Below are 16219 nucleotides of genomic sequence, written 5' to 3' on the forward strand. Positions count from 1 at the left end.
AGTCCTTATTAAAAATGCTTTATCTTGCGACTATGGATATCACTAAAAAATGGACTATGAGAACAAAAAATTGGGCTCAGATACTGGGACAACTAAGCATTTATTTCGAAGGACGGATATAAGAAAATTTTTCTCGGGTAGTTGTATACTAGGAGTTCTTTACTCACTAGTTACCATATAACAACAAAAATGATAAATCGAGGGAGATGCTCCCCTTATCTAAGGAAACTCCCTCGATTTCTTCAGCATTTTATCCTGTAATTAAGTTATTCTTATAGGTCATTATCGGAATGTTTACACCAATTACTTGACAGACTCCCTAATCCTTTTCCTTCAGACATTTAACTCCCTCCCTTTTTACTCATTTAGAAAATTAATCTTCAAAACATACCTTTCCATCCTTGAGTTCATCACAGGTATAGCCGTCATCCTTGTACTTAGTTAACCTCCTGTTATCTTCTTGATACTTATCTAGCTTTTTAGTTTCAGTAACTAAAATTTCTTTAATAAACGGATACTCACCTGTAATGTCATCATTTAATTTATAATAAACATATTTAGCTGCCTTATAGTACTCTACCAATCCTACACTGGTAAGCTTATTTAAATGTCTTGATGCATTAGATTGACTAATATCTAATAAGATCTCTAATTCACAAACACATAGAACACCAAATTGTAATAAATTAAGAATTCTCAAGCGTGTTTCATCAGACAATGTTTTAAGTACACGAACTAAATTGGATTCCAATCTATATCACCTCTTTATAATCATATGTTCATATTCATTTATAATCATATGGTAGCTATAGTTTATCTCTTTATCAAGCACTTACTACTTTTCTAATATTTGAGTTAATGTATCCTCTAATAAGTTTTTAAATTTAATATTATCTTCTTTTTTTCTTTTTGGTACTTTAGTAAGTTTACCATCTCTTTTACGTATCTGTTGATTTATGTGTCTATTCATAAGTAAACCATCAATGTTATTATTAGTAAATACCCAACCATTAGGATGAATAGCTTTAGCATATTTTGTTAGAACTAAAGATGCTAATCCATAGTCTTGAGTAATAATCAAATCATTTTTTTGAGTATTATTTAAAATGACAAAATCTACAGCATCTTTCCCTTCATCAACAGTTATCACTCTTACATAATCATTTTTTATGTCATGAGAAAGATTTTTTACTACAACTACTTCAATAGAAAAATTTTCTGCAACTTCAAATATGATATCCTTTACAGGACAGCTATCAGCATCAACTAAAATTTTAATTAGTCTTCCTCCTCTCTTAAAACATAACAGTTCTCAGTCTATAATATTTTTTTAACTCTACCAACTTTACCGGAGGTTAGTTTTACCTTGATACCATGAGGATGACTAGAAGATTTAGTTAAAATAGTATCTACTACTCCTTCTGTTAAATTACCAGTTCGTTGGTCTTGTTTTTGTACTATTTGAACAATAGTACCCGGTTTTAGATCACTTCTCTTTATTTCACTCATTTTTTTTGCTCCTTTCTTATCTAATACCATTATCATAACATTTATTAATGTAATTTACATCTAATATGAACTATTTTACAATAATATTAACTATACTAAAGAGGAGCTTTTACATGTTCTATGTCTATATTTTAGTCTGTTCAGATAAAACTCTATACACAGGTTATACCAATAATTTAGAGAGTAGAATAAAAAAACATAATGAAGGAAAAGCCTCAAAATACACTAGAGCTAGATTACCAGTGAAGTTAGGGTATTATGAAGAATATAATTCTAAATCAGATGCGATGAAACGTGAGAGTTTAATAAAAAAAATGAATCGTAATGAAAAAATAGAATTATGTAATTCATACAAAAGCTAAAAGAGCTGACCCTTTAGGTCAACTCTTTTAACTAAACTCGCCTATAACACCATGTGCTTTAAAGTTTGTTTGCAAGACGAATAGTTGTTTCTAATAATAATTCAGTTCCTTTAGCAATATCTAAAAATTCTGCCCATTCTTCAGGGTTATGACTACCACCATAACTTCTAATAAAAATCATACCCATATCAGTAATTTTAGCAATATAAGCAGCATCATGAGCAGCTGCACTATGCATAATTTTAGTTGACATATTTAGCTCATCCGAAGCATCTTTCATCGTTTCAAATACATGATTACTAGTTGGTACAGGATCATCACAAGCTGTAATTTCATAATCTACTTCAATCTCTCTATTCTTGCAAACCTTTTCAATTAGTTGTTTAATCTGTTCTGTTGCTTTATCTTTCGTATCTTTTTCAATATCTCTAAGATCTATCATTAGTTCAGCTTCACCAGGAACCACATTTACTGCCCCCGGAAGCACTTCTATACTCCCTACAGTACCAACGGTATGTTCACCCGCTTCATTGTAAGCTATATTTTCAATTCCAAGAATTATTTCAGATGCTGCACATAATGCATCTTGTCTTTCTCCCATTGGAGCTGCACCTGAATGGGCAGCTTTTCCTGTTAACTTTACTTTAAAACGAGTAGCAGCAGCTATAGCTGTTATAATTCCTACTGGCTTTTGTGCTTTTATCAAATTATCTGCTTGTTCAATATGAAGTTCTAAATAACAATCTATATCATCAGAAGATTTCTTTGCATTTAAGACTTCTTCTTTTCTAATACCTCTATCTTTAAAAGCTTTTTCTAAAGATACTCCATTTTTATCAACTAATTTACTAAGTTCTTCATATTCTAAAGTACCTGACACTGCTCTACTCCCTACACAACTTTTACCATAGGCAGTAGATTCTTCTATAATAAAGATAGCAACTTCAATAGGTTTTTCTGTTGTTATATTATATTCATTTAACGTACGAACAACTTCTAGTCCTGCAATAACCCCTGCATTACCGTCAAACATCCCACCATTAATAACTGTATCAATGTGTGAACCTATCATTACTGGTGAAGCATTTGAATCAGTTCCTTCTCTTCTACCAAAAATGTTTCCAATACTATCTTGATAAACTTCTAATCCTGCATCTTCAAAGTCTTTTATTAATTGCTTTCGACATTTATCTTCTTCTGGTGTAAATGGTAATCGAGTAGTTCCTGGTTCTTTAATATTAGCATTAAATTGGTTTAATTTTTTTAAATCTCTTTCAATCCGTTCTTTACTAACTCTCATTTAGAGTCCCCCTTTATATTCTATAAAAATAATCAGCCTTAGTATAACTAAGGCTGAAAAACAACTAGTTTTAAATAAGTCGTTTCAAATCTCCTCACAGTTCTAGCTATACCAACAATAGCTAACATTGTATCTATGTATCTCCCACTGAGCCAATGATAAGTCCTATCACCTTACTATATGCAGAACCCATTCCATCAAAGAACGTTTTTATTACTTCTTTAGGGCTTGTCTTACATCTATAAAACAGGAACTAAGTTTAGTTTCTGTTTATATCAAATAGCTAGTATTACAACAGGCCTTTATAACACGGTTTAATAAAAATTCATCACCATTGTTACTGTAGTAACAATGGTGATTTAATTGTATCACTTTATACAATTAAATAGAAGTCGAATATTGTGATTTTTTACGAAATATTGCCAAACATATTATTTTAACTAAAAAATATCATAGTAATAAAGATTAGTTTGGAGTGATTGAGTTGAACAAATTTGAATACTTAGAGGTTTTAAAAAATAGATATTATCATTTTTTTGATTTGTATCATAACTACTATATCAATAACACAAAATTTCAATTACTAGCTTCTTATAATATTAAAGCAGAAAAGTACATGTTTTCTAAAGATGTGAAAATATATACTGTTGAACAAAATGAACATGCTTTAGTTAAATTATTTAATCATTCTATAAACTTAAATCAGGTTAAAGAAGTAATTGAAACTGTTAAAAACTCGATCAACGAGTTAGTAGAACCTCATCCTGATCACATGAAAACAGTTCTTACTTGCGTTATTGTTACTGAACACAGTGCAGACAAAGAAAGCAAAGATTTTATTTCACGTTTTCGCTATCAAAAGCCTTTTTTGTTTTATTTCAAAGGCTGGTGTGAATTAAGAATGGTTTTAATTGATTTAAATAATAAAGAACTAATTTATCATCCGAAGGATAAGGAGGTGGTCAATCTATATAAACTGCCTGAAACAAAGTTTTCACAAAATAAAATCACGAAGGAGGGGTAAAACGTGAGTTTGGGTGTACTTGTGATTGGTATTATCTGTTTTGTTATTGCTTATGCTACCTATGGTGCATGGCTAGCAAAAAAATGGGGAATTGACCCTAGTAGAACAACACCTGCTCATTATTTAAATGATGGCCTTGATTATGTCCCTGCTAAAGCTCCTGTTCTTCTTGGACACCATTTTTCATCAATTGCAGGGGCAGCTCCGATAGTCGGGCCAATAACAGCTAGTATGTGGGGTTGGGCTCCTGTAGCATTGTGGATTATTCTCGGAAGTATTTTTATTGGTGGAGTTCAAGATTTCGGTTCTTTATTTGCTTCTACACGACATGACGCTAGATCTATAGGTTATGTGATCAAGAGTAATATAGGTGAAAGTGGTAAAAAACTTTTTGCTATATTTGCATGGTTAACTTTAATATTAATTGTTGCAGCCTTTGCCAACATAGTTGCAGATACTTTTGTAGCATCTCCAGAGTCAGCAACAGCGTCTGTTTTATTTATATTACTAGCAATAGTATTTGGTTTTTCTGTCAATAAAGGCGGGCTTTCTCTACCAATTGCTTCTGTTATAGGAGTTATTTTACTCTTTATCTGTATCTGGATCGGAACACTATTCCCTCTAGTAATTTCACATTTTACTTGGATGATTATATTACTCATCTACATTTTTGTAGCCTCCATTACTCCTGTATGGATATTACTTCAACCTCGTGATTATCTAAACTCGTTTATGTTATATGTGATGATAATTGGTGCATTCTTAGGCTTAATCTTTTATCGACCTGATTTTGAATTACCTGCCGTCACTACCTTTAATGTTGATGGTGAATTACTATTCCCAATTCTGTTTGTTACAGTTGCATGTGGAGCTATTTCTGGCTTTCACTCCCTTGTAGGTTCAGGTACAACTTCTAAACAGCTTAATAATGAAAAAGATGCAAAATTAGTAGGTTATGGTAGTATGTTACTTGAAGGTGTTCTAGCCTTAATAGCTCTTATAACTGCTGCTTATTTGACATCTGATATGTTAGATGAATTCATGGCTGAAGGGCCGATCTATGTATTTTCACATGGTATAGGAACATTTATTTCACAACTTGGTGTTGATTTTACTATAGCTCAAACCTTCGGGGCGCTTGCAATCTCAGCTTTTGCTTTAACTAGTCTAGATACAGCAACAAGGTTATCAAGGTTTATCTTTCAAGAATATTTCGCAGGGAATACCCCTGTACCAGAGGCAGAGAAATCTAATAATCTTCTCACTAACCGTTATATTGCCACTATTATTAGTGTCATTGTAGCAGGAACTTTAGCATTTTACGGCTGGGAAGCAATCTGGCCAATTTTTGGGTCTGCAAATCAACTTCTAGCTTCACTAGCATTTTTAGCTTTAGCTACTTGGATGGTAAAGTTAGGTAAAAGTAAATCTATGTTTATATATCCTATGATCTTTATGGCTCTTGTAACTCTTACAGCATTGGCATTCATGATATATACTAATTTCCCTCATAATCCATTACTTGTAATCATATCAGTTATTTTATTTACTTTAGCAATAGTTTTATTTAAAAATGCATATCAAATATTAAGAGGTGAAAGTTGATATATTAATAAAAGATGCTGGTTTTAAAACCAGCATCTTTTATTAATTCTTTTCTTTTTTCATAATATTTTCTAGTAGAATGTTTATTCCTTTTCCAAATTCAACAGGGTAATCAAGTCTAAATAATGTTCTTTCTATAGCTGATATTACTGTTACCAATTCATTTGTATCTATATTTCCCATATGTCCAAGTCTAAAGAGTTTTCCTGCATAAGGTCCTAACCCACCTGCTACTACCACTCCTTCTTCTTTTAATACCTTTCTAAATTCACCATCTTCAATACCCTCAGGGTATAGCGGATTAGAAAGTGTAGATGCTCGAACGTTTTCTTCTGCTAAGATCTCAAAGCCTAACCCCTCTAAAGCTTTTTGTACTGCTCTACCTCTAATTTGATGACGCTTAAACCTTTCTAATAACCCTTCATTCTTTATAATCTGAACTGCTTCTTTTAGAGCCCAAATCAAATTGACAGGTGGTGTTCCAAAATATTTATCTGGATTTTTCATTACAGGTAACCATCTATCAAAATCTAAGTAATATTCACAAATGTCTCCAATCTCTTCTCGTCTACTCATAGCTTTTTCACTTACCCAGACCATAGCTAATCCCGGAGGAACTCCGAATGCTTTTTGAGATGCTGTTATTAATACATCAATTCCCATTTCATACATAAACTCAGGTTCACCAGCTGTAGAGCACACTCCATCAACAATAAATAAAGTCTCTGGATGCTTATCCAATACCTCTCCTAATTGATCTAATGATGCCTTTACTCCAGTAGAAGTATCTACATGAGTTACAGCAACAGCTTTATATTTCTTTTTTGCTAGTTTTTCTTTAATTTCCTCTACAGATATTGCCTTTCCCCATTTACTAGAAAGAACATCTACATCAAGCCCTTTTCTTTTACATAAATCAACCATTCTATCTCCGAAAAAACCATGAGATATTACCAATACAGAGTCTGTTTCTTTTAATGTATTAGCTATTGCCATTTCCATTGCTAAAGTACCTGAACCAGAAACCACAAATACTTCACTACTATTCCATAATTTTGTTAAATCAGAAATGACCTCTTTAAAATCTTCAACAAAGTTAGGATCTTTAAAGGCTGCAGTTTCTCTTCCTAGCTGTTTACGTATAGGTTCAGTAACAGGAGTAGGTCCTGGTATCATTACAAGTTCACGGTTTGTATTCAAATTAAACCCTCCCCTCCAAATTAAACAGGTTTTCTAATTTAATTAATATTAAATATATTGATTAAATATTACTAAGTTATCCTTTAACATATATTTAATATGGTTTGATAATAATATTAATGACAATATTACAGGGAGGTATATATATGAGTGATATTAGATTTGTTACTGAAAACATAAAATGGATAGGTACAAACGATCGTACTACTGAACTCTTTGAAGCCCTTTGGCCTCTACCTGATGGAGTATCATACAACTCTTTTTTAATTAATGATGATAAAATAACAATTATTGATACTGTAAAAGATAGTGAGATTTACAATTTCCTTAATAAAATACAATATGTAATTAAAGATAATTCTGTAGATTATTTAATTATTAACCATATGGAACCTGACCATTCTGGAGCCATCAAAGCCTTAATAAAGGAATACCCAGATATAACAATCATTGGTAATGAAAAAACATTGAATTATTTAGAGCAATTCTATGGTATAAAAGAAAATACTAAACAAATTTCTGATGGTGATGAATTGAGTTTAGGAAAACATAAGTTAAGTTTTCACCTTACTCCTATGCTACATTGGCCTGAGACTATGATGACTTTTGAAAAAACAGAAAAGGTCCTATTTTCAGGTGATGCTTTTGGAGGCTTTGGAACTTTAGAAGGTGGGATATTCGATGATGAAGTTAATCTACAATTTTACGAAGAAGAAATTTGCCGTTATTTTACAAATATAGTAGCTAAATACGGGCCTATGGTAGAAAAAGCAATCTCTAAACTAGAAAATTTAGATATTAAAATTATTGCTCCAACTCATGGTCCAGTTTGGCGTAGTAATCCTAAACAAATCATTTCAGACTATTATCGCTGGGGTCGTCAAGAAACTAAAGAGGGAGTAGTTATAGTTTATGGATCTATGTATGGTAATACAGAATCAGTAGTAGATACAATTACGAGAAAGTTAGCTGATAACAAGATCAAAAACATCAAGGTCTATAATATCTCCAAAACTGATGTATCATATATTATTAGTGATATATGGAAGTATAATGGTTTAGTTCTAGGTAGTTGCACTTATAATACTAGATTATTTCCTCCAATGGAATATCTCGTAGCTTTTCTAGAAAATAAAAATATAAAAAATCGTGTTTTAGGTTTATTCGGTTCTTATTCGTGGAGTGGTAAAGCTCTAAAACGACTAAAAGAGTTTCAACAAACGACCAAATTAGAACTTATAGAACCTTCAATAGAGTTTAAATCAGCTCCTACAAAAACTGACCATGAATCATGTAGTACAATGGCAGAAAACTTAGCTAAAAAGGTTTTAAAATAAAAAACTAGACCATATGGTCTAGTTTTTTAAGGTTAAGTCACTTTCATATTTTTTTTGGGTAAACAATGTAACAAATATTAATACTAAAACTGCAGCCGGAACAGATATAATAGCTGAATCAAATGAGGTAATATTGCTAAATTCAACAAAGAGTGTTGATACTACACCAACAATCATTGAAGATATACCTGCTTCTTTTGTTACCTTATTACCCCAAAGATATACTGCTAATATAGCTGGAGTTATCCCTGCAGCATATACAGTATACGCGTACATTTGAGCATCTAAAATAGTTGGGAAGTACTGAACTAATACATATGCTAATACCCCAAGTATCGGTATTATCTTCCTTGTAAACTTCAACTTTTGATCACTAGTTGCTTCAGGTCTAATGTAATTCCCATATAAATCCATGGTGATATTAGTAGCTGCACTTAAAAGATAAGAACTACCAGTTGTGATAATAAATGCCGTAATAGCTGCTAACATTAACCCACCAATAAAGTCAGGTAAAATAGTAGTTGTAGCTATTAGAGATTGACCTGGAACTATATTAGGGAAAATAGCACTTGCACTAAATGCAATTACTGAAATGGCTGGATATACAACTAATAATCCTATTCCCCACCCAATAGTTGCCATCCTAGTTTCTTTACCACCTTTTGAAGAAGCTAGGCGTTGATACATGTTCTGATCACCTAAAAGTAAAAATAATGGTGGTAAAAACAATCCTAAAAATTGTACAAATGATAATTCACCTAAGACAGTTAACCTTGTATCGGGAACTTCTGCTACTATACCTTCCCAACCTCCAGCAAAACTTATCGAAGCCGGAACTCCTACAATTAAACCAATTATAATTATAAAAGCACTCAAGGCATCAGTTGGAGCAACTGACATAAGTCCACCTGTGGTTGCTAAAAAAATCACAAGCACAGTCGCAATAATAGTACCTACTTCAACAGAAAGTCCAGTTGTTGCATTCATTACCATTCCTAGACCTGTTAATTGGTAGGAAACTACACCAACAAAAGCCAAGATTATAATTATACTTGAAATAACTTTGGCTGATTCTCCATATTGAGTTTCTAGAGCTTCAGAAATAGTATATTTCCCCGATTCTCTAATTTTTGGAGCAATTATATAAATAACAACCACACCAACTAAATTAGATAAGCCAAAAATAACAGCAGGCCATAATCCATAAGAATAACCTATTGAAGCACTACCTCCGGTTACAGTTCCACTTCCTACCCATGTTGCTAATAAAGTACCCATCAAAATGACAGAACCAAGTCCTCTACCAGCTAACATAAAGTCTTCACTTGTTTGAATCTTTTTGGAGTAGAATAATCCGATACCGATCATCAAAACAAAATAAATTACAAGATAAATTAAAAGTGATGGATTATGTGTAAACTCCATAGAAAATTATCCCTCCATTTGTCATATTAGATACACTTTACCTTTTTTAACATATAAAAAGTTTTGGGTCAACAGGTTAATATATCCACATTATATAGGGGAATGAGGCAGATAATACCTAAACCTATTAGACCCAAAACTTTATCAACTAGTTAATTAAACGCTTTCAGCTTTTTCGGATGGTGATTCAGTACCTGCCTCTTCTTCAGTATTCTTTAATCCATCTCTTATTAATACTATTGAAGTGTAGGTGATTACTACAAATACTAACCAAGTTAAAGTATGAATTGGTAGTCCTGTTACCCAAAAAGCTGCAATAAATACTGCTGGGATTCCTGCTAAAGTTATGGCTAATGAAGCTCTTAGGTCAAATGCTCTGTTTTTGATAAACTTAACAGAAGCACCTGGCATCAAATATGCACAAGAGCCCATCATAATCGGGAATGCTACAGCAGGGTTCATACCCAGTGCATATACTAACGCCATACAAGGTGCATATAATCCGATTCCAAGAGTCATTAATGCACCAAGGATAAAGTTAATTCCAACAGCAAGCGCTAATTGCCAACCTCTTAAACCAAGAGCTTCTCCACCAACTGGCATTAAATCTACTTGACCTAAAAAAACAAAAACAGCAGTAACTAATAGTGCAAAACCCATACCTAATTGAACTTTTCTCTCTGATAAACCTGAAACTATATCTGCTCCTAGTATCGCACCTAGAAAAGCAGCTGCAAGCATTAAGATAAGAGTTAAAGGATCAACTTCTATTCTGTCAAAGAAAATAAAGAACATAAGGATAACAGTAGTTGTAAAACCAACGTTCAGTGTTCCTGGAATCTTTTTATCTGTTACTAGTTTAGCTCCCTTAAACCAAGCTGTACTTGGAGCAAAACACCCAATTCCTAAAGTATCAAAAAAATTAGTTACAAATCCAACAACACTTAGGTGTCCAAATCTTTCCATACTTGGTTTATCTTCTTTAAAGGCTTTTATCCAATGATACAAAAACCATAATCCCATAATACTTAAAACCCCGAGTACAAACGGCCCTATCATTTTAATCACTCCCTATAAATTAATTGTTTCTTTAACATACTCACACATTCTCAAAATTTCACTACCATCCACCCTAAAGAGCTCGATATGAACAAGTACTTGTTCAATAATCAAATTGTACTTGCATAACTCTTTTATTTTGGATATACTTCATAGTAAGTGCCTTCTCTGCTATTTTAATTAAGGGGCGTCACTAGGAAAGAGACCCCTCATATATTAGCAGGAGGCACTTTTTAACTTTAATTTATTACATGAATGCTCCTTATTAAATTACAAAACCAAAAGCTAGTGGATCTTCATTTTGAATAACAAAGTTTTGAAGGCCAGTAATGAAGGCATTTCCTGTAACTCGTGGAACAACTGCAGAGTACTCTCCTACCTTTACTTCTTCAAGTAGTTCTCCAGTAAAACGTGTTCTAGTAATACTTTCACTAACGAACTCTCTTCCAGTTTCAAGTTCGCCTTTACCATATAATGTCGCCATTTTTGCTGATAACCCAGTACCACAAGGTGAACGGTCTACTTGGCCTTGTCCAAACACCACTACATTTCTTACATCAGCATCACTATCTGGATTACTATCATATATCTCTACTAAGTCAGCAGTATTTATACTAGGTAGTTCAGGGTGAACCATCTCAACTTGTTCATTGACTGCTTCTCTTATTTTTAAACCTGTTTCAAGGATCTTGTTCGAATAATCACTATTTATCTCAAGATTTAATTCATTTTTATCAACTAATGCAAAAAAGCTTCCACCAAAACTAATATCAAGATTGATTTTTCCTACATCCTCTACATCAACAGTAACATTTTCTTTATATAAGAATGAAGGCACATTTTCGATTGTTACTTCACCTATATTACCGTTTTCTACTTTTACTTTAGCATTAATAAGTCCTGCGGGTGATTCTAATACTACTTTAGTATAAGGTTCTTCTACCGGAACCATTCCAGTTTCAACAACTACTTTACAAGCACCAATTGAACCATGACCACACATATTTAAATATCCGCCACCGTCCATAAAAATAATTCCAACATCTGCTTTCTCATCGGTTGGTTCTAGTAATATTGAGCCAAACATATCTCTATGACCTCTAGGTTCATGCATTAATGCAGTTCTAATGTGATCAAGATTATTTTCTAAAAATTGCTTTTTTTCAATCATCGTAGTACCTTTAATTGGTGGTATTCCACCAGTAACTACCCTAGTAGGCTCACCCATGGTATGAGAGTCAACAGCTGTAATCATCTGATCAAATTTCATTTTTATCCCCCTTTTTTATTAGGCACCTTTTGTTAAACAAAAGGTGCCTATGATTAAACTTAATTATCTAGCCTAAACATCCGCTTTATATTCATAAGGGATATTAATAATCTGACCCGGTGTATCTAATTCTTTTAGATACTTAAGTGCATCTTCTAAAATTCCTCTTTGCATTTCTTTATTGTTTGGAGCACCTGCATTAGCTCCCATTGGCACCATTGGAGCTACAGCTCTTGGAGTACCTTGCTGTTTAGCAACTGGTGGTAAAGCTGCTATTAGGACAGTAGGAATTCCTACTTCCTCAATCGCTCTCTGCACAATCACGGCAGAGCGGTGGCAAGTACCTCATCCAGCAGTAAGAATAGCTATATCTGCTCCATCATTTTTAAGAACTTGAGCGATTTCAGGACCAGTTTCTTCTTTAAACTTAGTCTGGTCACCTCCACCACCCATAAATCCTACATGGTGCTTAGAAAGACCGCCAAGAACACCTTCATCAACTAATTCTTGAACTCTTTCTATTGGGAACATACAGTTGATATCTTTATTTACATCTGCCTGGTCATATCCTCCGTGAGTTACCATTAATTCCTCTGGTTTACTTTCTGATTTAACTTTTCTAAAAGTTGAATCTCCGGCTAAATTAAACTTTTCTTGTGTTTTTTCATGTACCCCTGCTGCAGTAACTAATGCAACTTTAGCTTCACTTAAATCTTTATTTAAGTCACTCCATATTGGAGATGGCATCATAGGTACATAAACTTCTGATTTAAGTCCTTTATAGGTGGATAACTTCATGATGTTTTCGTACCTCCTTTAACAATAATAGGTGATAATTTAAGCTCCACACAGTCTCCTTCTTTTACATTACTCTGGCTTACTATAAGCCTAATAGGAACTGAAATTCTTCCCATTCTTCCATCAAGTTCTAATTCGCACATGCCAGAGTTTACTTTAGTAATGGTACCTTTGAAAGTGTAGAGACCAAAATCTTCTAAATTGGTCATTTTATCACATCCTACTTATCAACTATTTCTTGGTTTTTGTCCCCTACTTCTTGAGTCCATTGTTTTTCTGGCTTTTCAACCTTTTCTCCACTAATCTTATTTTTTAGCATAGCAATAGCTCTTCTAGCATCTTCTTTCGCTACACAGTTATCTTGTAAAATCTCTGTTTCAACACCATCTTCTGATTTATTTAAATCTACCATTGCATCCATATATTTATTTCCTACAATAAGAGCACCTTGCTGAGCTGCAAACGTCATACCAACAACTGGTGTTTCTGTCTTACCAACTTGCTCTATATGACTAGCGAAATCAATGTGGTTATTACCAAATCCTTCAGTAATAACAATAGCGCCATCTAGATCAAGAGATTCAGCTAGTCTTCCTAACCTTTTAGAAACATAGAACTTCTGATCATTTTCTTGGGGAGAACCAACAAAGCAAACTCCACACAGATCTAATTCAGAGTCATTAGCTAACATATCAACAAGTGGATCGTTAAAATAGTGTAGTGTTGTTTCTTTTGAAGCTGGTCCAATACAGGTCATGGCTCTAACTGCTCCATCTCTTACTTCATTTGGTGTGATAAGAGTTGGGATATTACCAAGGTCTACATTATTTACACCACCGATAATTCCACCTGGCTCTTTTGGAAGCAATAGGTTATCGTGCATTGCACCCTGACCCATGATCTCTTTTACTAATAAAACCTTTGGACGAGCATCTCTTCTAATATCATGGTAAACAGTTTCAGTGTCTGCTTCAGATTCTTCTAAGTTTTTAAGTTCTTCTCTAATTCCTTGAATAATTACATCACAAGCTTCATGTGCTGCAAAAGGTCCTGGTCTTTCCATTGAACTACCATCTTTGATAGTTACGTTTACTTTAATTACATAGTCACCTTTATTTGGAGCACCAGCTCTATCAAAGTTTACATTTTCTCCAAATATACCTTCTGAGCTTCCAAATTCACCAATTTGACTACCACTTTCTTCAGTACCAGTTAGAATAACAGAAACTCCGTCTAATGTATAAGTTACTCCTTCACCTAAGTCACCTTGTTTTTTAGTAGCGATAGGTAATACATCCATGATAGTATTAATTTCAACATCATATTTGTCAGGCTCAATAATATCTAAGTCTACATCAACAACTAAATCATTTTTATCGATTGCTTTTTCTTTTAATCCTTTTTCAATTGAAAGCTTGCCATTTTCGATCTTTGTTTCTTCATCTAAGTTAACTTCATCAATATTAAATCGCTTTAGAGCTAGTTCTCTTTTAATTTCATCTTGAGGTTCTTCTTTAGCTAAACTTTTTTCTTCTTTTGGTACTTCTTGAACTTCTGCTTGTTGTACATTTGAAGATACATTACCACCTAACGGAATCTGTAAATCAATACCTTTACCCTCATCGATTTTGATTCTTAAAACTCCATCATTTGTAACCTGTGGTTGTTCTACTTTAGCTCCTTCAGATTGTGCTGGTTTTTCTTCAACACCTTTATCAGACACATCCACATCTACCGTATCAGGTGTAAGTGGAGTTAGTGCATCTGCTGAAGCTGTCATTTCATTACCTAAAACATCTCCAATTGTTAAAACATTACCACTTAAGTCTAATAGTCCTGAATCTTCTAGATCTCCGAAAATATTCGGATCTTCTAAGTGTTCTGGTGCAAGTACTGTTCCTTTTTCTGTTTTACAACAGACTACTGCAGGTTCATCTCTCAATTCTTCACAAAGTTCTTTAGAAATTGCCATTTTAAACCCCCCATTTCTTAGTTATCTAAAAATCTCACAAGATTATCTCCCATTGTTCTATTTACATGATCTGTTGAGTGAAACACTCCTAACTTAAGTTTTGGTGCCACACCCATTACAGTATTAGAACAATCAGAGCAAGTACCAACTATCACTGCTTGTGCTTTATTCTTTTTTAAGTTCAATATTTTTTCAGCCTGTCCAGGGCAATTACCTGGATCAGTGCATTTCAACTGACCATTTTTCATTTCAACAGCCTGTTTGCACTTTTCAATTCCTACTACTTCCGCACCCATTTCCTCAGCAATTTGTCTAAGTCTATCTTCTTGAGCTCCACATCCACATTCTAGTAAACCAATCTTCATATTTTCTCTATTAGGAAGTGGTAAAGTAGCAAAAATTCCACCTGTGGCTTTATTTATTGGCGTTTTTAAATCAACTTGATTTCCTGTAAATGGCCCTCCCATTATAATTTCACCTATTTGATATGGTAGGCCGCCATTATCTTCAACTAGATCTTTTACTTTAGTACCAATTGGTACATCTAATAGAACTTTCTGTGTACGTTCTTCGCCTATTCTTCCAACCAAAGTAAGATCCTTTGAGATCACAGGTGTTTTATCAATTACTGCTCTTTTGACATTTAAAAGAGTCTCTATGTTTAATACTACACTGTTTGCCTCAAGAGGTAACTGGTCAGGCTCTAACAGTTCTCCTAATACTTCTCTTATTATTGCTCTTTCTTCTCCCATTGGATAGATGTCTTTAACAGTTTTTATTTCTATAGTAGGTTCATCTGAAACTTTTTCATTTAGTAGGGTAATTATCTCTTGTTCTTTTTCTTTTACAACAATGTAAGCTTTTTTTGCATTTGTTATAGAAATAGTTGTTTTGAGTCCTGAAATTATATCTTCTGGGTTCTTCTTCATTCTTTCCTTGTTATGAAGTAAATATGGCTCACATTCAACCCCATTTGCTAGAACAATTCCTTTCCCTTCTAAATCTACATCTAATTTTTTGTATGTCGGAAAGCCAGCACCTCCGGCACCAACTACCCCTGCTGATTTAATTAGAGAAAGCTCATCTTGATCATCAAGCTTCAATACATTGGACTTCTCATCTTCTGGTTCTATTACCACAACATCTTTTGTTATATCATTAACTTTTCCATTTATAGGTGAGTGGTAGATTGACCCAATAGCATCCCCTTCTGTTTTTCCAATCACTTGGCCTTTTATGACTTTTTGGCCAACTTCAACTACTGCTTGTGCAGGTTTTCCTATATGATCTGTTAGTGCAATCTTTAACACCATTTTCACCCCCTTGTGAATTAAAATAATTTATTTTTAATTTCACCT

16 protein-coding genes are annotated in these 16219 nt (G+C 33.5%); 4 read left to right on the forward strand and 12 right to left on the reverse strand.

Annotated features, from left to right (window positions below; genetic code table 11):
* Positions 1-373 precede the first annotated feature (373 nt).
* From CDO51_RS03370 to CDO51_RS03380, 3 genes are all read right to left on the reverse strand, one after another.
* A complete protein-coding gene (locus CDO51_RS03370) occupies positions 374-751 on the reverse strand; it encodes an ArsR/SmtB family transcription factor (protein WP_089022891.1) in 378 nt (125 codons plus the stop codon).
* Positions 752-835: 84 nt separating this feature from the next.
* Positions 836-1309: a YaiI/YqxD family protein gene (locus CDO51_RS03375; protein ID WP_338044561.1), complete on the reverse strand. Its 474-nt coding sequence runs from the start codon at positions 1307-1309 to the stop codon at positions 836-838.
* Between the two features lie 8 nt (positions 1310-1317).
* Positions 1318-1509: a YwbE family protein gene (locus tag CDO51_RS03380; protein WP_089022893.1), complete on the reverse strand. Its 192-nt coding sequence runs from the start codon at positions 1507-1509 to the stop codon at positions 1318-1320.
* 113 nt (positions 1510-1622) lie between these two features.
* Between CDO51_RS03380 and CDO51_RS03385 the strand changes: the two genes are divergently transcribed.
* Positions 1623-1871 (forward strand): GIY-YIG nuclease family protein, encoded by a 249-nt coding sequence (locus CDO51_RS03385; protein WP_089022894.1) that lies wholly within the window; start codon positions 1623-1625, stop codon positions 1869-1871.
* Between the two features lie 58 nt (positions 1872-1929).
* On the opposite strand, the gene CDO51_RS03390 is transcribed toward CDO51_RS03385, so the two are convergent.
* Positions 1930-3171 (reverse strand): M20 family metallo-hydrolase, encoded by a 1242-nt coding sequence (locus CDO51_RS03390; protein ID WP_089022895.1) that lies wholly within the window; start codon positions 3169-3171, stop codon positions 1930-1932.
* A gap of 484 nt (positions 3172-3655) precedes the next feature.
* Between CDO51_RS03390 and CDO51_RS03395 the strand changes: the two genes are divergently transcribed.
* Positions 3656-4195, forward strand: a complete 540-nt coding sequence (locus tag CDO51_RS03395; RefSeq protein ID WP_089022896.1) for a DUF8052 family protein — start codon at positions 3656-3658, stop codon at positions 4193-4195.
* 3 nt (positions 4196-4198) lie between these two features.
* Positions 4199-5800, forward strand: coding sequence for a carbon starvation CstA family protein (locus CDO51_RS03400; protein ID WP_089022897.1), 1602 nt, complete (start codon positions 4199-4201; stop codon positions 5798-5800).
* A gap of 42 nt (positions 5801-5842) precedes the next feature.
* On the opposite strand, the gene CDO51_RS03405 is transcribed toward CDO51_RS03400, so the two are convergent.
* Positions 5843-7000, reverse strand: coding sequence for a pyridoxal-phosphate-dependent aminotransferase family protein (locus tag CDO51_RS03405; protein WP_089022898.1), 1158 nt, complete (start codon positions 6998-7000; stop codon positions 5843-5845).
* 146 nt (positions 7001-7146) lie between these two features.
* Between CDO51_RS03405 and CDO51_RS03410 the strand changes: the two genes are divergently transcribed.
* Positions 7147-8337: an FprA family A-type flavoprotein gene (locus CDO51_RS03410; protein WP_089022899.1), complete on the forward strand. Its 1191-nt coding sequence runs from the start codon at positions 7147-7149 to the stop codon at positions 8335-8337.
* 18 nt (positions 8338-8355) lie between these two features.
* Here CDO51_RS03410 and CDO51_RS03415 read toward each other — a convergent pair whose 3' ends face one another.
* The 7 genes from CDO51_RS03415 to prdC all read right to left on the reverse strand — a co-directional run bounded on the left by CDO51_RS03415 (position 8356) and on the right by prdC (position 16174).
* Complete coding sequence (locus CDO51_RS03415) at positions 8356-9762, reverse strand: sodium:solute symporter family protein (RefSeq protein ID WP_089022900.1); 1407 nt, start codon at positions 9760-9762, stop codon at positions 8356-8358.
* 156 nt (positions 9763-9918) lie between these two features.
* A complete protein-coding gene (locus CDO51_RS03420) occupies positions 9919-10821 on the reverse strand; it encodes a sulfite exporter TauE/SafE family protein (RefSeq protein WP_089022901.1) in 903 nt (300 codons plus the stop codon).
* A 265-nt stretch (positions 10822-11086) separates the two neighbouring features.
* Positions 11087-12091: a proline racemase family protein gene (locus CDO51_RS03425; protein WP_089022902.1), complete on the reverse strand. Its 1005-nt coding sequence runs from the start codon at positions 12089-12091 to the stop codon at positions 11087-11089.
* A gap of 72 nt (positions 12092-12163) precedes the next feature.
* Entirely contained in the window at positions 12164-12889 is a 726-nt protein-coding gene (gene prdB / locus CDO51_RS14905; RefSeq protein WP_089022903.1) for a D-proline reductase (dithiol) protein PrdB, read from the reverse strand.
* The gene (locus tag CDO51_RS03435) at positions 12886-13098 is read right to left on the reverse strand and encodes a hypothetical protein (RefSeq protein WP_089022904.1); all 213 of its coding nucleotides are present in this window, start codon (positions 13096-13098) and stop codon (positions 12886-12888) included. The genes prdB and CDO51_RS03435 overlap by 4 nt, the downstream gene beginning before the upstream one ends.
* A gap of 11 nt (positions 13099-13109) precedes the next feature.
* Positions 13110-14861 (reverse strand): D-proline reductase (dithiol) proprotein PrdA, encoded by a 1752-nt coding sequence (prdA, locus tag CDO51_RS03440; protein ID WP_089022905.1) that lies wholly within the window; start codon positions 14859-14861, stop codon positions 13110-13112.
* A 17-nt stretch (positions 14862-14878) separates the two neighbouring features.
* A complete protein-coding gene (prdC, locus tag CDO51_RS03445; protein WP_089022906.1) occupies positions 14879-16174 on the reverse strand; it encodes a proline reductase-associated electron transfer protein PrdC in 1296 nt (431 codons plus the stop codon).
* Positions 16175-16219: the final 45 nt, after the last annotated feature.

This window comes from Natranaerobius trueperi, from assembly GCF_002216005.1.
Lineage (GTDB): Bacteria > Bacillota > Natranaerobiia > Natranaerobiales > Natranaerobiaceae > Natranaerobius_A > Natranaerobius_A trueperi.